This window comes from Microbacterium hominis NBRC 15708, from assembly GCF_001592125.1.
In the GTDB taxonomy this organism is placed as follows: domain Bacteria; phylum Actinomycetota; class Actinomycetes; order Actinomycetales; family Microbacteriaceae; genus Microbacterium; species Microbacterium hominis.
Map to the genome: position 1 here is coordinate 580462 of NZ_BCWI01000001.1, position 19029 is coordinate 599490.

22 protein-coding genes are annotated in these 19029 nt (G+C 67.5%); 12 read left to right on the top strand and 10 right to left on the bottom strand.

Features of this window, described 5'->3' with window-relative positions:
- Positions 1-3: 3 nt before the first annotated feature.
- On the bottom strand, positions 4-1359 hold the full coding sequence (locus MHO01S_RS02810) for an MFS transporter (RefSeq protein ID WP_056208501.1): 1356 nt from the start codon (positions 1357-1359) through the stop codon (positions 4-6).
- Positions 1360-1475: 116 nt separating this feature from the next.
- Here MHO01S_RS02810 and MHO01S_RS02815 point away from each other — a divergent pair, with 116 nt between their 5' ends.
- Complete coding sequence (locus MHO01S_RS02815) at positions 1476-1955, top strand: winged helix-turn-helix transcriptional regulator (protein WP_056208498.1); 480 nt, start codon at positions 1476-1478, stop codon at positions 1953-1955.
- A 251-nt stretch (positions 1956-2206) separates the two neighbouring features.
- On the opposite strand, the gene MHO01S_RS02820 is transcribed toward MHO01S_RS02815, so the two are convergent.
- Entirely contained in the window at positions 2207-2572 is a 366-nt protein-coding gene (locus MHO01S_RS02820; protein ID WP_056208495.1) for a winged helix-turn-helix transcriptional regulator, read from the bottom strand.
- Between the two features lie 119 nt (positions 2573-2691).
- Here MHO01S_RS02820 and MHO01S_RS02825 point away from each other — a divergent pair, with 119 nt between their 5' ends.
- The 11 genes from MHO01S_RS02825 (at position 2692) to MHO01S_RS02875 (ending at position 11898) form a co-directional block, all read left to right on the top strand.
- Complete coding sequence (locus MHO01S_RS02825; RefSeq protein ID WP_056208492.1) at positions 2692-3234, top strand: winged helix-turn-helix transcriptional regulator; 543 nt, start codon at positions 2692-2694, stop codon at positions 3232-3234.
- A 164-nt stretch (positions 3235-3398) separates the two neighbouring features.
- Positions 3399-3884 carry a tautomerase family protein gene (locus MHO01S_RS02830; protein WP_056208489.1) on the top strand — a complete coding sequence of 162 codons (486 nt, stop codon included), beginning with the start codon at positions 3399-3401 and terminating at the stop codon, positions 3882-3884.
- Positions 3885-3886: 2 nt separating this feature from the next.
- Entirely contained in the window at positions 3887-5317 is a 1431-nt protein-coding gene (locus MHO01S_RS02835) for an aldehyde dehydrogenase family protein (RefSeq protein ID WP_056208485.1), read from the top strand.
- A 79-nt stretch (positions 5318-5396) separates the two neighbouring features.
- Complete coding sequence (locus MHO01S_RS02840; RefSeq protein WP_056208482.1) at positions 5397-6215, top strand: beta-keto acid cleavage family enzyme; 819 nt, start codon at positions 5397-5399, stop codon at positions 6213-6215.
- Positions 6216-6261: 46 nt separating this feature from the next.
- Entirely contained in the window at positions 6262-7059 is a 798-nt protein-coding gene (locus MHO01S_RS02845) for an enoyl-CoA hydratase/isomerase family protein (RefSeq protein WP_197425740.1), read from the top strand.
- The gene (locus MHO01S_RS02850) at positions 7056-8297 is read left to right on the top strand and encodes a CaiB/BaiF CoA transferase family protein (RefSeq protein ID WP_197425739.1); all 1242 of its coding nucleotides are present in this window, start codon (positions 7056-7058) and stop codon (positions 8295-8297) included. The genes MHO01S_RS02845 and MHO01S_RS02850 overlap by 4 nt, the downstream gene beginning before the upstream one ends.
- Positions 8294-8719 (top strand): tautomerase family protein, encoded by a 426-nt coding sequence (locus MHO01S_RS02855; RefSeq protein ID WP_197425738.1) that lies wholly within the window; start codon positions 8294-8296, stop codon positions 8717-8719. The genes MHO01S_RS02850 and MHO01S_RS02855 overlap by 4 nt, the downstream gene beginning before the upstream one ends.
- Positions 8720-8831: 112 nt before the next feature.
- Positions 8832-10001 (top strand): acetyl-CoA C-acyltransferase, encoded by a 1170-nt coding sequence (locus MHO01S_RS02860; RefSeq protein WP_056208475.1) that lies wholly within the window; start codon positions 8832-8834, stop codon positions 9999-10001.
- A gap of 95 nt (positions 10002-10096) precedes the next feature.
- Positions 10097-10651: an NAD(P)H-dependent oxidoreductase gene (locus MHO01S_RS02865; protein WP_056208472.1), complete on the top strand. Its 555-nt coding sequence runs from the start codon at positions 10097-10099 to the stop codon at positions 10649-10651.
- A complete protein-coding gene (locus MHO01S_RS02870) occupies positions 10648-11661 on the top strand; it encodes an SLAC1 family transporter (protein ID WP_167626500.1) in 1014 nt (337 codons plus the stop codon). The genes MHO01S_RS02865 and MHO01S_RS02870 overlap by 4 nt, the downstream gene beginning before the upstream one ends.
- Positions 11662-11898: a hypothetical protein gene (locus MHO01S_RS02875; RefSeq protein WP_056206861.1), complete on the top strand. Its 237-nt coding sequence runs from the start codon at positions 11662-11664 to the stop codon at positions 11896-11898.
- 351 nt (positions 11899-12249) lie between these two features.
- Here MHO01S_RS02875 and MHO01S_RS02880 read toward each other — a convergent pair whose 3' ends face one another.
- The 8 genes from MHO01S_RS02880 to MHO01S_RS02915 form a co-directional block, all read right to left on the bottom strand.
- Positions 12250-12978, bottom strand: coding sequence for an MBL fold metallo-hydrolase (locus MHO01S_RS02880; protein WP_056206864.1), 729 nt, complete (start codon positions 12976-12978; stop codon positions 12250-12252).
- Between the two features lie 38 nt (positions 12979-13016).
- A complete protein-coding gene (dmpG, locus tag MHO01S_RS02885) occupies positions 13017-14039 on the bottom strand; it encodes a 4-hydroxy-2-oxovalerate aldolase (protein WP_056206867.1) in 1023 nt (340 codons plus the stop codon).
- Complete coding sequence (locus tag MHO01S_RS02890; RefSeq protein ID WP_056206870.1) at positions 14036-14992, bottom strand: acetaldehyde dehydrogenase (acetylating); 957 nt, start codon at positions 14990-14992, stop codon at positions 14036-14038. The genes dmpG and MHO01S_RS02890 overlap by 4 nt, the downstream gene beginning before the upstream one ends.
- A 2-nt stretch (positions 14993-14994) precedes the next feature.
- Entirely contained in the window at positions 14995-15411 is a 417-nt protein-coding gene (locus MHO01S_RS02895) for a hypothetical protein (RefSeq protein ID WP_056206873.1), read from the bottom strand.
- Positions 15408-16250, bottom strand: a complete 843-nt coding sequence (locus MHO01S_RS02900) for an SDR family NAD(P)-dependent oxidoreductase (RefSeq protein ID WP_056206877.1) — start codon at positions 16248-16250, stop codon at positions 15408-15410. The genes MHO01S_RS02895 and MHO01S_RS02900 overlap by 4 nt, the downstream gene beginning before the upstream one ends.
- The gene (locus MHO01S_RS02905; protein WP_056206880.1) at positions 16247-17101 is read right to left on the bottom strand and encodes an alpha/beta fold hydrolase; all 855 of its coding nucleotides are present in this window, start codon (positions 17099-17101) and stop codon (positions 16247-16249) included. Before MHO01S_RS02905 ends, MHO01S_RS02900 begins: the two co-directional genes overlap by 4 nt.
- A gap of 42 nt (positions 17102-17143) precedes the next feature.
- Positions 17144-17743: an aromatic-ring-hydroxylating dioxygenase subunit beta gene (locus MHO01S_RS02910; RefSeq protein ID WP_082483029.1), complete on the bottom strand. Its 600-nt coding sequence runs from the start codon at positions 17741-17743 to the stop codon at positions 17144-17146.
- A 62-nt stretch (positions 17744-17805) separates the two neighbouring features.
- Entirely contained in the window at positions 17806-19005 is a 1200-nt protein-coding gene (locus tag MHO01S_RS02915) for an NAD(P)/FAD-dependent oxidoreductase (RefSeq protein ID WP_231734846.1), read from the bottom strand.
- Positions 19006-19029: the final 24 nt, after the last annotated feature.

Genomic DNA, 19029 nt, shown 5'->3' on the forward strand with positions numbered 1-19029 from the left:
CTCTCATGGTGTCCGGCTCGGCCAGTGTGCGTCGCCGGTGTCCGGAGCGTGCTTCGCGGAGCGCATGGTCACACCAGTCAGGGTTGCGAGCAGGCCGGCCGCGCCCATCACGATCCACGCGATCGTGTAGTCCTCGGCGTCGGTTCCGGTCTGGGTGAGGGCGATGAGGAGGGCGACGCCGATGGCTCCGCCGATCTGTCTGGACGTGTTGACGATCCCGGTTCCGGTCGCGTGAGCGGTGTCGGGGATGTCGGCGGTTGCCGCGGTAAGGAACCCGGTCTGGGCGAAGCCGGCACCTGCTCCGGTCAGGATCATTCCGGGCAGGAACACGGCCGCGTAGGCCTCGGCGTCCGTCAGGAGGAGAGCCCAGAGCACGCAGGTCGCGATGTAGAGGAACCCGCCGACGCTCACGAGAGTCCGAGGGACGAGGGGGAGCTTGCCGGCGAGGAGGGATGCGATGATCGCGGTGGCGGGTCCGGCGGCGAGGGCCAGGCCCGCAGCCGCGGGTGTCCACTGCCAGACATCCTGGAGGAAGATACTGCTGCCCAGGAGCATGATCGCGAAGGCGATGTAGAAGCTTGCCATCCCGATGGTCGCCATGCGGAGGCTGGCGAATCGGAAGATGCCGAGGTCCACCGCCGGTGCCGCGCGGGTCAGGCAGCGGCGCGCGAACCATGCCAGCGCACAGGCGCTCAGGAGGATGAGGCCCCAGAACCAGGGGCTGGCCGGCCCCCAGTCCGTCACGTACGAGATCGCGGTCACCAGCGCTCCCACCCCGAGTGCGAGCAGAGCCGATCCGAACAGGTCGGGGTAAGGGGTCTTGCTTCTCGGTGTCTCGGTGAGCCTCGCGGCGAGGATCAGGGCGGGGATCGCGATGGGGAGATTGATGAGGAAGATCAGCCGCCAGTCGAGCTGAGTCAGCAGTCCGCCGAGCACGGGCCCGGCGGTCGCCGCGACCGAGCCGGTCGCGGCCCAGATGCTGACCATCTGCTTGTGCCGGGACTTCGGGAACGCCGCGAGCAGGAGAGCGAGGCTCGTGGGCACCATCAGCGCCGCGCCAGCGCCCTGGACTCCGCGGGCGACGATCAGCGTCACAACCTCGGGCGCTGCCGCGGACCCGGCCGAACCGATGGCGAAGGCGAGCATTCCCACGCGGAAGAGGCGCTTGCGCCCAAGACGGTCCGCGAGGCGGCCCGAGGGGATCAGGAGCGCGGCGAAGGCGACGGCGTATGCGTTGAGGACCCAGGACAGCGCCTGCGGCGTCGCGCCGGGGAAGCTCGCGCTGATCGACGAGAACGACAGGTTCACGATGAACAGGTCCAGAGATGCGAGCACGCTCGCCGCCACCACCACGGTCACCGTCCGGACCCGAGCCGGGGCCGGGACCACGACGGTCAGACTTTCCCCAAGAGAGTTGGACACGGGGGCTACACTAGAGGACACGGCTTGCTTGAAACAAGTATGGAGGTCTCGGAGTGGCGCTGAGGTCTGACTGGTCCGGGCAGAGTTGCCCGATCGCGCGCGGGATCGACGTGCTAGGCGACCCATGGACGCTCCTGATCCTGCGTGAATCGCTGGGGGGCGCACGCCGCTTCGATGAGTTCAAGGATGTGTTGGGTCCGGCGGACAACATCCTCGCGAACCGCCTGAAGCGGATGGTCGAGGCCGGACTGCTCGAGAAGCGGCCCTACACGGAAGGCGCTCGTCCGCGCCACGACTACCTCCCCACCCAAGCCGCCGCTGACGCGCTCCCGATCCTGCATGCTCTTGCGAAATGGGGCGAACGGCACACAGAGGCCGGCGCCGGTGGAGGCATTGAGATCATCTGCCGGTCGTGCGGGGAACAGAGCACCACGGGCGAGAGATGCAGCTCGTGCGGGGCGCCCTTGGTCACGTCGAACGTCACGTGGGTCAGATCGGGCCGTGGCCCGGTCGATCTTGTCGACATGGCGTAGTCTCGCGGCCGTTGGCGGGCAGCCCAGGGCAGTTCCGCGCGGGTCGTGGAACGGCTGCTCCAGTCGGTGCGGAACCCTCCGGACCACGGCCTCGGTAACGGTGCTGGGTGGCGAGATGCTGCTATTCGTGCCGGGCGTCATAGTCGGCGCTCGCGTGTTTCGGTTATGCGCGGAACATCTGTGAGGCGCTCGGTCATCGGCCGGGCCCCCGTCGTTGGTTGCGTCGACTCACTGCTAGACGAAACCCATCGTCAAAGCAACTCCGCGCCTCTGCGGCCGTCCATACCCTGAGCCGGGCGACAGAGATGCTCTGCGGCCCAATCCGCAAGGGCGGTCGCATGCGGGATGATGGCGGCCCCGCAGTCCGTCAGCCGGTATTCCCAGCGGCTGGGTGCGAGTTGATACGGCGCTCGTCGGATCAGTCCGCGGTGCTCGAGGTGCCTAAGGTGCGAGGTCAGACTTGCGCGTGGCGCGGCGGTGGTGATCTGGAGTTCGGTGAAGCGGGTGGCGCCTGCGGCGATCGCGTGGAGGATGGCGAGACTCCAGCGATCGCCGACAGTCTCGAGTGCGGCCGCCAGCGGGGCGGTGTCAAGCGGGCGGGTGGTCGTAATCGACATGTCTCTATCCCCATCGCCATTGAAGTGGGCGTGAATACAGAACTGAGAGTCAGTTGCGTAATACTACGCACTCTGCACCAGATTGCTCCATTTTGCAACTGAGTTGCTAGTCTGGACGCATGCGACGCAACTTGTCAGCCTGGCCGTGTTCAGTGGCGCGCGCTGCAGACGTGCTCGGTGACGCCTGGACACTGGTGATCCTTCGCGACAGCTTTCACGGGGTGACGAAGTTTGACGACTTCCACAAGTCACTCGGGATTGCGCGGAATACGCTGTCCGACCGGTTGACGAATCTCGTTGAGGCGGGGGTCTTGACGAAGGAGTTCTACCAGGACAATCCGCCGCGGTACGAGTACCTCTTGACGGATATGGGTCATGACCTGTTCCCGGCGATTGCGGCGCTGCTGGCGTGGGGTGACCGCTGGCTCGGGAATGGCGATGGTCCGCCGGTCGGTCTGTATCACCGGCCTTGCGGTCATGACGCGCAAGTCGATGTGGTCTGCGGGCACTGCCGTCAGAGTCTTGCGGATGACGACGTCCAGTTCGTCAAGGGGAGCGGCTATCCGGATGTCGTGACCGAGGGCGGTGACTTCCGCGATCGCCTGGCTTTGGTCCCCGGCGGCGAGGGTGGCGAGCCTCAGGGCCGGCGGAAGGCATTCTGACTCGAGATTTCACCTAGTGAGTTCAGAAACCAGACTCACTCTCGAAATGCAACGCAGTCTGTGGTCAACTGTGGATGCGCCTCGCTGCTCGATCACAAGAGACCTGGCGCCCTGGCTCCGCGATGACGCGGGTCACGGTCAACCGCAACGAGAGGGGCCCGGCAATGCCGCTGTGGCAGATACATCACCCGGAGAACGCCTGGAATGAGTCGGAGAAGCAGGAGTTCGTCAACGCGATCACGGCCATCTACACGGACATCGTCGGCATTCCCGCCTTCTATGTCGTCGTGATCTTCAAGGAGGTCGAGTCTGGTGACCTGTGGGTCAGCGGCCGGCCGCACGACAAGTTCGTGCGTCTCAACATCGACCAGATGGCCCGCACCCTTCCCGGTCGTGTCCTGCGCGAGTGGTGGGTGCACCATCTCGACGAGGTCATCAAGCCCTGGGTGGCCGACAAGGGCTTCGACTGGGAGTTCACCATCACCGAACCGCCGGCGGACCTGTGGTCGCTGCAGGGATTCGTGCCGCCGCCCTTCGAGTCCGTCGGCGAGGCCCGCTGGGTCAAGGAGAACAAGGCCTCCGAGTACTCGCAGGCCGAGCAGCTGCCCATCAACGTCCGGCTCACGGCCGGCACCCGGGAAAGCTTCTGATCATGACGCTCACAACCATCAACCGGGCGTTCACGACCATCAACCCGGCGACCGGGGAGCAGCTGGCAACATTCGAGACGATCTCCGACGCCGAGCTCGAGGTTGCGCTTGCGACCGCGGACCGGGCGTACGCGGACTGGCGTGAGCGTCCGGCCGCGGAGCGCGCCGCGATCATCAAGAAGGCGGCGGCGTACCTCCGCGACAACCAAGCGGAGTATTCAGGCCTCATCACGCTGGAGATGGGCAAGCTCGCCTGGGAGTCCGACGCGGAGGTGGGCCTGGCGGCGTCGATCCTTGACTATTACGCGGACCGGGTGGAGCAGTTCCTGGAGCCCGAGCCGCTCCCGGAGTCGCCCGGGGCGTATCTCGAGACGGCGCCCATCGGCGCGATCTTCGCGATCGAGCCATGGAACTTCCCCTACTACCAGCTCGCCCGAGTCGCCGGCCCGCAGCTCGCCGCCGGGAACGTCGTCCTGCTCAAGCACGCCCAGAGCGTCCCGCAGTGCGCACTGGCCTTCGCCCGCGCGTTCGAGCAGGCCGGGGCGCCCGAGGGGGTCTACACGAACCTGTTCGTCACCCACGAGCAGGCGGCGACGATCATCGCGGACCCGAGGGTCGCCGGCGTCACCATCACGGGCAGCCCCCGAGCTGCCGCCACCGTGGCCGCACAGGCCGGGCAGAACCTGAAGAAGGTCGTAGCGGAGTCGGGCGGCAGCGACCCGCTGATCGTTCTCGATGACGCAGACATCCCGGGTGCGGTGTTCGGGGCCGTCTTCGGCCGGATGTTCAACAACGGGCAGTGCTGCGTCGGCTCGAAGCGGCTCATCGTCGTCGGCAAGGACCGCGCCGAACAGGTCATCGCCGGGGTCGTGGAGGCACTCGCCGCCCTCAAGCCGGCAGACCCGGCGGAGCCGGCCGGACCGTTGACCAACCTCGGCCCGCTCTCCTCCGAGCGCGCACTTGACCTGCTCCTGGAGCAGATCGAGACCGCGAAGCAGAACGGCGCCCAGGTACGGACCGGTGGCAAGCGCATCGACCGGCCGGGCTTCTACCTCGAACCCACCGTCCTCACGGGCATCACCAAGAGCAACCCGGCCTATACCGAGGAGTTCTTCGGCCCGGTGCTCGCCGCCTATGTCGTCGACACCGAAGAGGAGGCCATCGCTCTCGCGAACGACACCCCCTGGGGTCTCGGGGCCTCGGTGTTCACCGGGGATACCAAGCACGGCAGGGCGGTCGCGTCGCACATCGACAGCGGCATGGTGTTTATCAACCAGCCCGCCTGGACCGCCGCGGAAGTCCCCTTCGGCGGCACCAAGAGCTCCGGCTTCGGGCGGGAGCTTGGCGAGCTCGGCTTCGGGGAGTTCGTGAATCGCAAGCTGGTGAACGTGGCCAAGGTCGGCTCCGGCCCGTGGGGGCCGTCGCCCGAGTGATCGCCGAAGTCGGGTGGCCAGGCCTACACCGGTCCGGCCATCCGACTCCGCGCACACTCTCAAGACGAGGAGATCGAACATGACCGTCGTACTCACTGTGGCCCCTACCGGGCCGATCGCGACCACGCAGGACAATCCGACCCTGCCCACCCAGCCGGAAGAGATCGCCGACGCCGTCCTGGATGCTTATCGCCTGGGCGCGTCCGTCGCGCACCTGCACTTCCGAGATGCCGACGGCCGGCCGACTGCTGACCTCGACATCGCCAGACGCACCGTCGACCTCATCGCAGAGCGCTGCCCCATACACATCCAGCTCTCGACCGGGGTCGGCCTGTCCGTGCCGTTCGAAGAACGCGAGGCTCTTGTCGAACTGCGCCCGCGCATGGCGACCCTCAACCCGTGCTCCATGAGCTTCGGCGCCTTCGAGTTCCGCAACCCGCCGGCCGACGTGGCTCGCCTCGCCGCCCGGATGCATGAACTCGGCGTCAAGCCGGAGCTCGAGATCTATGACACCGGTCACCTCGAGGCCTGCCTGCGGCTGCGCGACAAGGGGCTGCTCGACGACGAGCCGATGCAGTTCTCGATCGTTCTCGGGGTGCAAGGCGGCATGGCCGCAACCGCGGACAACCTTCTGACCATGGTCCGGCGCCTGCCCGAGGGCGCCGTGTGGCAGGTCATCGCCATCGGGCGCGCCAGTCAAGAGCTCACTGGCATCGCCCTCGGGCTCGGCGGGAATGTCCGCGCCGGACTGGAGGACACGCTCTATCTGCGCAAGGGCGAACTGAGCCAAGGCAACGACCCACTGGTTGAGCGTGCGGCGCGAATGGCGGCCGCATTCGATCACGAGCTCGCGTCGGTCGCAGAAACGGAATCCCTGCTCAACCTGCCACCGCGCTGACCGCCCGACCGACAAACATCGCGCGAACGACACAATCAAGGACCACATGCACATGGGAACCACACCAGCCTCCACCCTGACCATCGGCAGGGCCCTCGACGGCGCCGTTGCGATCCTGACGATGGAGCACCGGCCGTACAACCTGCTCGACAAGGCGTTCGTTCTCGCCCTGATCGATGCACTTCGCTGGACAGAGGAACAGCAGGCGCGAGCGGTGATCCTCCGCAGCGGGCTTCGGCACTTCTCGGCCGGAGCAGAGCTCGACTCGATGCTTGCGGAGACCAGGGACAGTGATGTCCTCGATTGGCACCTCGTCGATCTTCTCGACGCCTTCGACGCGCATCCGGCGCCTATCGTCGCGGCCGTGCACGGCACCTGCGTCGGCGGTGGCTTCGAGCTCGCCCTCGCCTGCGACCTGGTCGTGGCGGCCGCGTCCACCAAGTTCGGATCCGTCGAGGTGACCGTCGGCCTGCAGCCGCTGATGGGCGGCGTGCAACGGATAGCTCAGCGGGCCGGGGCGGCCAGAGCCAAGGAGATCGCGCTCCTCGGGCGACGCTACGACGCCGCGACGCTGGAGCGGTGGAACATCATCAACCGGGTCGTCCCCGACGAAGACCTCGACACCGCGACGATGGTGCTCGCCCAGGAGCTCGCCCACGGGCCGACGCTTGCGAACATCGCGACGAAGCAACTCGTCTCCGTCGCCGTGAACCGCGGAACCGCCGCCGCCGACGAGGCGATGGCCGAATTGCAGCGCCCAGTCTTCCGGTCCGAGGACTTTGTGACAGGGGTCACGTCATACCGGGACAACGGCATCGGCCAGGCGTTCTTCGAGGGGCGATGAGCACGATGACCGACGCCCTGCCGCTGGAAGGATTCCGCGTCGTCGACTTCTCGCGGGTGCTCGCCGGCCCCCATTGCGCGAAGACCCTCCTCGATCTGGGTGCCGATGTCATCAAGATCGAACCGCCCAGCGGCGACCTCTCGCGGCGCGCCTTTCCCGGCAACGGGGAGATGTCCGGCTACTACGCCCAGCAGAATGCCGGTAAACGTAACGTCAGCATCGACCTGAACGTCCCCGGTGCCCGAGAAGTCGTGGCGCGCCTCTGCGACAAAGCGGATGTGATCGTCGAGAACTTCCGCCCCGGCGCCCTCGCCGCGTTCGACCTCGACTACGACACCATCGCGAGGACGAATCCCGCCGTCGTCTACGCCTCGATCAGCGGCTACGGCCAGCACGGGGCCTGGCGGAGTCGGTCGGCCTACGCGCCGACCGTCCAGGCCGAGACCGGCATCACGGCGAACACCCTCGCGCACTTCGACCGCGATGAACGGCCGAGGAGCGATTCCTTGTCCCACGCCGATGTGTACGCCGGGCTGCACGCGACGATCGCGATCCTCGCGGCACTCGCGGACCGGGAGCGGACCGGTCGCGGTCGCTACATCGACGTCGCGATGGCCGCGGTCATGCTGTCGATGAACGAGCGCGTCCACGTCGACCTCTCCGGCATCGACCTCGGCGCCGAGCGGCCCGTGCTCGGCGCCACCGACGGTCCGTTCTTCACCGGCCCTGGCGGCGAGCGGTTCGCGAGCCCGATGAGCCTCGTCGGAAGCCTGACCTTCCCGTTCTACGTCGCCGCGATGCGCCGACCGGATCTCGCCGAAGACCCGAGATTCCTCACCCCCGAGCTCCGCGAACAGCACCTCCCGGAGCTGCACCGGATCGTGCAGGACTGGATCACCACCTTCGCCGACATGGAGTCCCTCGACGTGCAATTCGACGAAGCACGGATCGCCATCGGCCGGGTACGCACGATCCAGGAGTTCGTCGAGACGGAATGGGCTCAGTCCTGGCCGGCAACGCGGAACGCCGTCGACCGGGACGGCGAGGCATACGCGATCCCCGGACGCCCGTGGCGATTCGACGACCACATCGTCCTCGATGACGCGGGCCTCGCCGCCTATCGCGGCGAACACAACGCCGAGGTCCTCGCCGAACTCGGTCTGAGCGCAGACGAGATCGCCGAGCTCACCCGCACCGGGATCCTCGTCTCCGTAGAGCCCGTCTACCAGGAGGGGTGAGTCCGATTCCCGTCGTCGACATCACGCTGCTTCGCGGGCGAAGCCGGGAGTCGCTCCGTACGATCGCGGACGCCGTGCACGACGCCCTCGTGGCCGAGTTCGGTATCCCTGTCGATGACCGGTTCCAGGTCATCCATCAGCGCGAGCCGGACGAGCTGATCTTCGACACCGGCTTCCTCGGCGGCCCCCGTACCGCCGATTTCGTCCTTGTCCGGATCGTCGTCGGCAGGGAGCGCCCGGTCGAGACCAAGCAGGCCCTCTACCGGAAACTCGTCGCAGAGATCGCGGCGCGGGCGCGAATCGACCCGGAGAACGTGTTCGTCGTACTCGAGACCGTCAAGCTCTCCGACTTCTCGGTCGCCGGCGGGCGCCCCTTCCTGCCGGCGCACCTCACCCCGGAACCCGGACACGAGCCGCAATGAGCGACAAGTGATGGAACGGAACCGTCGAGATGCTCCTCCGCGAGATCGCCCCCGGCATCACCCTCGAGGAACTCCGGGCGATCCCCGGCGCCTCCCCTAAAGAAAGGTTCAGATGAACGCCCTCATCGTCGGCTACGCCCGAACTCCATTCGTGAAATTCAACGGTCAGTTCGCCGCGATCCCCGCCACACGGCTCGGCGCACATGCGATCAAGGCCGCGCTGCATCGAGCCGGTGTCGCGCCCGACGCGGTACAACGTGTGGTCGGCGGCCAGGTGTTGCAGGCCGGGGCAGGGCAGAACCCGGCACGCCAGGCTGCGGTGGGCGCCGGGATCCCGCTCACAGTGCCGTCGGTGACGATCAACGCGGTATGCCTCTCCGGCGCAGAGGCGGTCGCCACCGCAGCGGCCGCGATCGAAGCAGGACGGATCGACGTCGCGGTCGCCTTCGGCATGGAGTCGATGTCGCTCGCACCGCACGCCCTCCCTGCGAGAGCCGGAACGAAGTACGGATCGATCGAACTGCTCGACCTCCTCGAGCACGACGCCCTCGTCGATGCCTTCGAACAACGCTCGATGGGCTTGTCCACTGAGGAGGGCAACGAGGACTACGCCATCCTCCGGACTGCGCAGGACGAGGTCGCAGCGCGCTCCCACATCCATGCCGCCGCGTCGGCCGACTGGCTCGCCGCAGAGATCGAACCCGTCCTCGTCCCCTCGAAGCGAGGAGACATCGCCGTGACGGCCGATGACGGGGTTCGCGCCAACACGACCGTCGAGGTGCTCGCCGGCCTCCGCCCAGCCTTCTCACCCGGAGGCACCATCACCGCCGGCAACTCCTCGTCGATCAACGACGGCGCGGCCGCGCTCGTGCTCGTCTCGGCCGCATACGCTGAACAGCACGGACTGTCGGCGATCGCGACGGTCGAAGCCACGGCGTTCGTCGCCGGCCCGGACGTGCGCCTGCACGCGCGGCCAGCGGACGCCATCCGCGCCGCCCTCGCCCACATCGACGCGACCCCGGATGACCTCGTCAGGATCGAGATCAACGAGGCCTTCGCCTCCGTGATCGTCCACTCCGCCCAGCTGCTCGGCATCGGACCTGAGCGCGTGAATCGGCACGGCGGTGCGATCGCGATCGGCCACCCGGTCGGCGCGTCTGGTGCTCGCATCGTCGGGACCCTCGCCCGACAGCTCGCCGAACAAGGAGCCGGACTGCTCGGGGCCGCAGCCATCTGCGGCGGCGGCGGTCAAGGATCAGCCGTTCTCCTTCGAAGCATCTGACGGCAGAGACGCCGCGCACGACGCCGTAGCCGCCCAGTGCACCTCGACGGATGCCCCCCTCATCACATCCACCAACGTCACGGAGACCGAACACAATGACTGAGCAGCAGATCGCAGAGATCATTGTTGTCGTGGGGCATCCCGACCTGAGCGAGTCACGGATCAACGCCGCCCTCGTCCACGAACTCGAAGGGCTTCCCGCGGTGCAGGTGCGCACCCTGCACGAGCTGTACCCGGATGGGCAGATCGACTTCGATGCCGAGCGCACCGCGCTGGAGAGCGCGCAGAACATCGTGCTGCAGTACCCGCTGTACTGGTACTCGACACCGGGCCTGCTCAAGCAGTGGCTGGACGAGATCATGACGCGCGGCTGGGCCTACGGCACGGGCAAGCCCGGCGTGCTGAAAGGCAAGACCCTGCGGGTCGCGATTTCCAACGGCGGCGTCCAGGACGCCTACCAGCCCGAGGGATTCCACGGTTGGCCGATCCGGCAGGTGCTGATCCCGATGGAGGCCCTCGCCAAGCGCCTCGGCGTTATCTGGCTCGAGCCGCAGATCATCCACGGCACCTGGGACCTCACCGACGAGCAGCTCGCCGCCCGGGCCGCCCGCTACCGCGAACTGCTGACCCTCAGGGACCTGGCCGCGTGAGCGCCTCGGCGAGTCCCGCACTATCCCGGGCCGGCACGACCCGGGCCGAGCCGGACGCGCCGTGGCTGCCGTTGAACCTGTTCGCGATCCCGCTCGGTCTGGCCGGTCTCGGCGGCGCCTGGTCGGCGGCATCGACACAGCTGGGCGCGAGTCCGATCCCGGCCGAGGTCTCCTTCGCCATCGCCACGTTGATCTGGGCTGGTTTCACCGTCGTCTACCTCACCGGCGGGCTGCGTCGTATCGCGTCCTTCACCGCCGACCTGCGGCATCCGCTGACGGGCCCGTTCACGGCCTATATCCCCGTCGTCGCGATCCTGTTGATCGCCCACTACGCGCCCTACCTCGGGGACGCGGCCGTGTGGCTGATCCTGGCGGCGACAACAGTCCTGGCCGTGATCGCCGCGCAACTGGTCGCCCATTGGCTCACAGCGTCGATCGAACGCGACGCACTCCATCCAGGCTATTTCCTGCCGGTTGTCGCCGGGTCCTTTATCGCCAGCATCGGCTTCACGAGCGTCGCCCAGCACGAAGCGGCCATCGCCGCGATCGGCATCGGGGTGTTCTTCTGGCTCGTGATCGGCACCATCGTGATGGCCCGCCTCGTTACCGGGGCACCGCTGCCGCCCGCGTCGCGACCCGCCCTGGCGATCCTGGTCACCCCACCGGGGACAGCGAGCGTGGCGTGGTTCGCCGCCACCGGCGGGAGCGTCGACGTGATCCAGGAGATCCTGGGCGGGATCGTGCTGTTCATGTTCCTCGTTCAGCTCGCTCTCCTGCCCGGGTATCTGCGGGCACCGTTCACGATGCAGTACTGGGTGTTCACGTTCCCCGCCGCCGTCCTTGCCAACGACGGCATCCGCTGGGCGTTCGCTCTGCAATTCCCCGGCTGGCAGACCGCGGGCTGGATCGTGCTCGGCGTCTTCACCACAGTGATCCTCGCGATCATCGCGGCCAGCATCTGGAAGTTCACCCCTAGGCCCCGACCGCACCTCGAGAGGGCAGGCCGATAGATGACTGCTCACGAGGCTCCCGTCGCGGAGCTGCTTCCGATCGCGCGGCTCGAACAGATGGGGCAGCGCGGCAGCGCGAAGCGGGGCCGCGGCGAAGTCAACGATCCGACGACGTGCGGACTCCTCGAACTGCTCGTCGGCGCGCTCACCCCCGAACAGTGGCGAGGGTCGCGCGGTCTCGGCGTCGTCTACCGTGTCGCCGCGTCCCGTAGACCGATCGGCGAGGTCCTTCGCTGAGCTCTGCGGCACCTCGGTTCCTGCTGGACATGGCGAAGATCCCCGCGATTCCAGGGTGGTTGGCGGTGGTTTCACTCTCAGGATTCCACACGGCCGCGCAGCGTTCTGTGGCGACTGTCACCTGCACACCCCACTCCGACATGATCGGAGCAGGCTGGTGGTGGAGGTGGCTCGACGCGCTCTATGCCGTGACCGAAGAACTCTTCGTTTGCGAGCGGTCGCGGGCACGGTTGCGTTCAAATCCGCTGATCGTCCCACGCACTTGCGAACCGACGCAGAAACGACGTGTCTGGACCTGGCGGCACAGCGTGCCGCCAAAAAGCACGCGTCGTTGCTACTCCGCCTGGAGCCCTACGGGGGGTCGAGAGGGCCGACAGGACGTGACAGGCGTCCGGTCGATCGCAGGTAGTCCGCCTCCACGTGCGCCATCCACGCCGCCGCACGCCGCCGACCCGGATCGTTCGGATACCGAGAGCGGAGGTGGTACTCCAGGTCGAGGTCGGGATGCGCGCGAAGGAGCTTCTCGAGTCTCGTGAGCCGGCGGTGGTGATGCGCGAGCGCTGCCGAGGCGTGTGCCCCGACATCGGGGATGAAGTCCCCATGCCCGGGCAGGCCGGGCAGGCCCCGGAGGGAGGAAATCGTCGCGAGGGAGGAGAGCAGCGCATCGAGGTCGCCGGAGCGACGTGACACGAACGTGGCGTGGCGTCCGCCGAGCAGAGTGTCGCCCGTGATCACACACGACGCGCCCTCCGAGTCGACGCGGAAGCACACCGAGTCGTCCGTGTGTCCCGGCGTGGACAGCACCTCGATCCGGACGGGTGAGAACGCGAGCATCGCCCCCCTGCGGAGCGGCGCGCTCGATCGCGCGAGGGCGGGGTCCGCGGCGTGGACAGGCGTGCCGCTCGGCAGCATGTCCAGAGCAGCCGAGTGGTCGGGGTGTCGGTGCGTCAGAAGCACGCTTGCCACTACGGACGCGCCGATCGCCTCGTCGAGGTGCGCGCGATCCGCGGGGCCGGGGTCGACGATGAGCACTCCGGCCCCCACGTCGATCACCCATGTGTTCGTGCCGTCGAGCGTCATCGGCCCCGGGTTCGGGGCCAGGACGCGCCGGATTCCCGTCAGCGCTCCAGAGGACCGGCGGCGCCGACCATGTCGAGGGCTATGTCGGTGATCATGTCCTCCTGACCGCCGATGAGCTTGCGTCGGCCGACCTCGACCAGGATGTCGCGGGCATCCAGCTGATACACGGCGGCCGCCTGCTCGGCATGCCGCAGAAAGCTCGAGTACGCACCCGCGTAACCGACGGACAGCGTCTCGCGGTCGACCTGGACGGGGCGGTCGTGGAGCGGCCGCACGAGGTCGTCTGCGGCATCCTGCAAAGCGAAGACATCGGCGCCCACCTCCCAGCCGAGCAACTTCGCAACCGCCACGAAAGGCTCGATGGGTGTGTTGCCGGCGCCTGCGCCGTGTCCCGCGAGCGAGGCGTCCACGCGGTACGCACCCTCCTCCACGGCGGCGATGGAATTCGCGACCGCGAGCGAGAGGTTCTGGTGGGCGTGGATCCCGATCTGTGTGGCCGGGTCGAGCACGTCGCGATACGCACGGATCCGCTCCCGCACGCCGTCCATCGTCAGGCGTCCGGCGGAGTCCGTGACGTAAACGCAGTTCGCGCCGTACGACTCCATGAGCTTCGCCTGCTGCGCGAGGGATGTCGGATCGTTGAGATGCGACATCATGAGGAAGCCCGACACGTCCATCCCCCACTCGCGGGCGGCGCTGATGTGCTGGGCCGAGACGTCGGCCTCCGTGCAGTGCGTCGCGATCCTCACGGAGCGCACGCCGAGGTCGAACGCCTGTCGCAGCTCGTGAAGCGTGCCGATGCCGGGGAGCAGCAGCGTCGTTAGCACAGCGTTCTTCGTTGCACCCGCCACGGCTTCGATCCACTCCCAGTCGGAGTTCGAGCCCGGCCCGTAGATCAGCGAGCTGCCGGCGAGACCGTCACCGTGAGAGACCTCGATGGCATCCACTCCCGCCGCGTCGAGCGCCGCAGCGATCTCCGCGGCCTTCGCGGGGGCGATCCGGTGGCGGACCGCGTGCATGCCGTCGCGGAGCGTGACATCCTGCAGATAGATCCTCGTCATGCGACGGCCTCCTTCTCCCGGGCCGCGACGACGAGTCGTTCGGCTGCGCGCAGTGCTGCGCTGGTCATGATGTCGAGATTTCCGGCATAGCTCGGCAAGTACATCGCCGCGCCCTCAACCTCCAGGAAGACCGTCACTCGCGTGTATCCGTCCTCCTGCACGCGGTCGGCGGGTACAAGAGTGTCGAACTCGGGTCCCTGGTCCAGGAACTGGACCTGTTGCTTGAGGCGGTAGCCGGGCACGTACTCCGCGACCGCTGCCACCTGGTCGGCGACGGCATGGGCGACCGCCCCTCGCGTGGCCTCGTCGAGACGGCTCGTGAGCACCTGAACGGTGTCGCGCATGATCATGGGAGGCTCGGCCGGGTTGAGGATGATGATCGCCTTGCCTCGAGCCGCACCGCCGACCGCCTCGATCGCCGACGAGGTCGTCTCGGTGAACTCATCGATGTTCGCGCGCGTACCGGGCCCGGCCGACTTCGAGGCGATGGATGCGACGATCTCGCCGTAGTGCACGGGAGTGATCGAGCTGATCGCCGCGACGATCGGGATCGTGGCCTGGCCACCGCACGTCACCATGTTGATGTCCTGTGCGTCGAAGTGGTCGCCGAGGTTCACGGCCGGAACCACGTACGGCCCGATCGCGGCAGGGGTGAGGTCGACGAGCTTCTTGCCCAACGGCAGCAGCTTCTCGGCGTTCTTCTTGTGCGCCGACGCGCTGGTGGCGTCGAAGATCACCTCAATCTCGTCGAACTGCGGACTGGCGATGAGTCCGTCGACGCCCTCATGTGTCGTCTCGAAACCCAGTCGCGCGGCGCGGGCGAGTCCGTCTGAGCCGGGATCGATCCCGACCATCACTCCCATCTCGAGCGTGTCGGAGAGACGGATGACCTTGAACATGAGGTCAGTGCCGATGTTTCCTGAGCCGATGATGGCGATCTTCGTCTTGCCCATGACTACTCCTTCAGGGGAATGTCTTCGAGGATGTGGGGCTGCGCCAGCACCCAATCGGGTTCGGTCACGAGCAGCGAGAAGCTGCCGCTGAGCGTTTCGACATCGACCACGAATCGGTATCCAGCGTCTTCCGCCCAGGCGATGGCAGTGAGGTCTTGTTCGGGTACTGCCAGGATGACTCGGCGAGAGCGGGGACTCGCCTTGAGCACCTCGTGGGTGACGCGCTGCACGTCTGCGGCCGACACGAGTCCGTGCGTCGCGAGCTCGAGGTCGTGGGTACCGGCGGGGTACGCGTCGACCAGATGGCCGGAACGGACCGATCGGATGCCGATGAGCGCGGGGGCGTCGTCGACGCCGTCGACCGCGAAGAAGCGCTCGAAACCCGGCGGGAGCGCAGAGCCCAGCGAAACGTTCGTCATAGGTGATCTCCTCCTGCGGCCGTCGCAAACCCTCGGACACCGACCCCGCCGTCGGCGTTGATGATCGCGCCCGTTACGACGCTCGCGTTGCGGCGCGACGCCAGCAGGACGTATGGACCGGTCGAGTCGACGGGGTCGGTGCTGGCGTCGTGCAGCGGAACCCACATGTTGGGGCCGGGGGCGTCGTCGCGCTTGGCGAAGGACTGCTCGATGGATCGCGCGTCCATCCCCACGGCGGCCGGCCCGCGCAGATCGGTGCGAAGTCCGCCGATGGCGACGCCGTTCACTCGGACGTGAGGGGCGAGCTCATAGGCGAGCTGGGTAACGAGGCCTCTCGCGGCGAACTTCGCTGCGGTGTAGACGGGACCGCCTCCGGCCGCGTAGAACGCGGCGTTGGAGAGCGTCATGACGACGTTCCCCTTCGTCTTGACGAGTTCCGGCCAGGTCGCCGAGACCGTCAGCAGGTAGCCCTTGACGTTGATGTCGAACAGCTCGTCATAGATGCCCTCGATCTCTTCAGGCGTGGTCTTCGTGATCGATCGGTTGAAGTCCCAGATTCCAGCGTTCGGCACGACGACATCGATCTTGCCGAACGCGTCGACCGTAGCCGAGACGGCCGCCTTCAGATCCGATGTCGAACGGACATCTCCGACGACGGGCAGCACACGATCGGCCTCCGCACCCGCGGCATCGATCGTGGACTGCAGTCTCTCCGCGTCGCGACCGACCACGGCGACGCCCGCCGCACCCTCCTCGAGGAATCTCAGCGCGACGGCCCTGCCGATGCCGGATCCGGCGCCGGTGATGAACGCGACGTCACCCTCGAGCCATCCGGTCATGTGCCCGGCCCCAGGAATCCGACGACGAGTCGCTCGAAGTCCGCCTTCTTCTCGACCTGCACCCAGTGGCCGCAGCCGCCGAACACGTGCAGCTGCACCTTCCGGATATTCTTGAGCATGATCCAGGCTCCGTCGAGCGTGATCGTGCGGTCGTCGCGGCCCCACAGCAGGAGCGTGTCGGCGAGGATCTTCTCGAGATCCTTCCAAAGCGGATCCATGCCGCCCCGGCGAGCGAACGCGGTGTTGTAGCGGTGGTAGAACTCGATGTGGCTCGCGTCAAGCGAGGCCTCGTAGCGGGCCTGGATGCTGGCGTCGTCGAAGAGCTTCGGGTTGGCGACCATGACGCGGACGAAGTTCTTCATCTTGCTGAAGGTCGGGCCCTCGCCGTTGTAGTAGCGGAACATCTCCTTCTGGCCCTCTGTCGGCGTCGGGGCCGTCGGCAGCCAGCCACCTCCCGGGGCCATGAGGACGAGCTTCGTGACGCGCACCGGCTGGGCGATCGCCATGGCCAGCGCCGCAGCGCCTCCGAGCGAATTGCCCAGCAGGAAGAACGTGTCCACCCCCAGCGCGTCGAGCATCTGGTACATCGCATCGACCGTGATCTCGGTGATCGAGCGTTCAGCGAGATCCTCCTCGGTGGGGCGGTAACTGCCGCCGAACCCCGGCTGGTCGGGAAGGATGACCCGAAAACCTTCGAGAGCTCCCAGGTTGTCCCGGTAGTTCGCCAGCGCGCTCGCGCCCGGCCCGCCGCCGTGCATGAGGACGAGGGGCTCGCCCTCGCCGACGACCGTGACCGCGATCGGGCCGAGGGTCGTGTCGACGGTGCTCGTCTCGAGAGCAGTGGCGGTCATGGAGAATGCCTTTCGGTGGTGCGTGCGGAGGGGATGTGCGGATCAGAAGAACGTGCTGATGTTCTTCATCAGCAGGACGTTCTGCTCGAAGAGGATCGTGCGCTTGACGATCTCGAAGCCGTGCGCGCCCGTGCGCCGCAGGACGTCGTTGCGACCGCCGGCATAGAGATCGACTTCGGTCTGCAGCCGGTTCCGGTACACGATGAACGCACTGCGGGACTGGAGCAGCCCGTCGCTGCGCTCGCGGACCGACACGTTCGAGATGAGGTGGCGCGTGCGCGACGGCGGGTCCTCCGCCCAGGCCATGCCCGAGTCGTATCGGCGGATGCGCCACGCGAGCGAGTCCTTGGTCTCGTCGTAGAACGCCGCTTCGCCGGGCGCCGAGACGGCGAGGGCCTGCTGCCGGCGCAGGCGATTCGTGCGCGTCGGGGCCCAGTAGTGCAGGTCTTCCGCGAGCATCTCCAGCCAGTCCGCGAAGCGACCGTCATCGAGGAACTCCGCCTCGAGGAAGTAGAACTGGTTGACCTCGAAATGCGTGTCAGCGTCTGCCAGGCGCATCCCGTCGATCTCATCGTCCAGGATTCCAGCGCCGACCGACGTCGCCCCGTTCAGGGTCGCCGGGTTCAGGTGGCTGTCGGACATGGTCTCATCTCACTTCGTCTGCGGAACCGCTTCAACCGGCCGTGCCGGTCGCCGGAACACGGTCATCTGCGTGCCTTGAGGAGGGAGCGAAGGGGCACCGACGGATCGGAGAGCTCGCCGCGACTGACCGGGATGCGCTGATCGATCAGGCGACGTGCGGCGCGCACCGTCATGGCGTCGTCGATCGCAGCCGCTCCCGCGAGCAGCCCTTCATCGAGAAGGAACACGGCAGGATGATCGCCGCCTTCTCTCACGACCACGTCGCCGGGACCGGAGAGCCGGCCGACGGCCTCGAGGTGGATGCCGTGGCGATCGGTCCAGAACCATGGCGCGCCCCGCGACGGCGGCTCTAGCCCGAGCATCCCGTAGGCGGCATGCTGACCGCTCAGCTGGGCTGCCTCCCAGTGTTCCTCGCGGCGCAGCAGCGCACCGTCCTCGCCGCGAAGGCGTATGACGTCGCCGGCGGCGAAGACGTCCGGCGCGCTTGTGCGGTAGTCCGCCGAGACGAGCAAGCCTCCGTCGACCTCGATACCCGCGGACTCGGCCAGCTCGACGTTCGGGATGATGCCTATGCCGACGACGACCAGGTCGGCGGCGCATCGCGTGCCGTCGTCGAGGACGACCTCGAGTCCGTCCGGCACGGGTTCGATCGCAGATGCGACTCCCACCCGCACGTCGATGCCGCGCTCCGCGTGCATCCCGTGGAGATGGGTTGCAAGCAGCTCGCCGACAGCGGGTGTGAGCGGCACATCGACCGGATCGATCAGCGTGACGTCGGCGCCCACCGCAAGAGCCGACGAGGCGAGCTCCGCGCCGATGAGACCGGCTCCGATGATCACGACGCGGCAGCCGTGCGTGACACGCGCGCGCAATGCCGACGCATCGGCGAACGTGCGCAGAACATGCACGCCGGGAAGATCGGCTCCGGGGATGGGCAAGGTGCGGGCGCGCCCGCCGGTGGCGATCAGGATGGTGTCCGCCGCGATCACTTCGCCGTCGTGAAGCGTGACGGCGAGTGCCGCCGGGTCGATCGCCGCGGCTCCGGAGCCGAACTTCGTCTGGATGCGCTTCTCCGCCAGCTTCTGCGCGCTGGCGAACGCGAGCTTGTCGAGGCTGAAGTCAGGGGCGAAGAGCTCCTTGCTCAGCGGTGGCCGATCGTATGGCGCAGGCTCGCCATCCACGATCACGATGTCGCCCTCATGGCCAAGAGATCTGAGCTGCTCGGCGGCGCTGTAGCCGGCCAGCCCGGCACCGATGATCACGACGCGACCGGCGTCGCGCGGCGT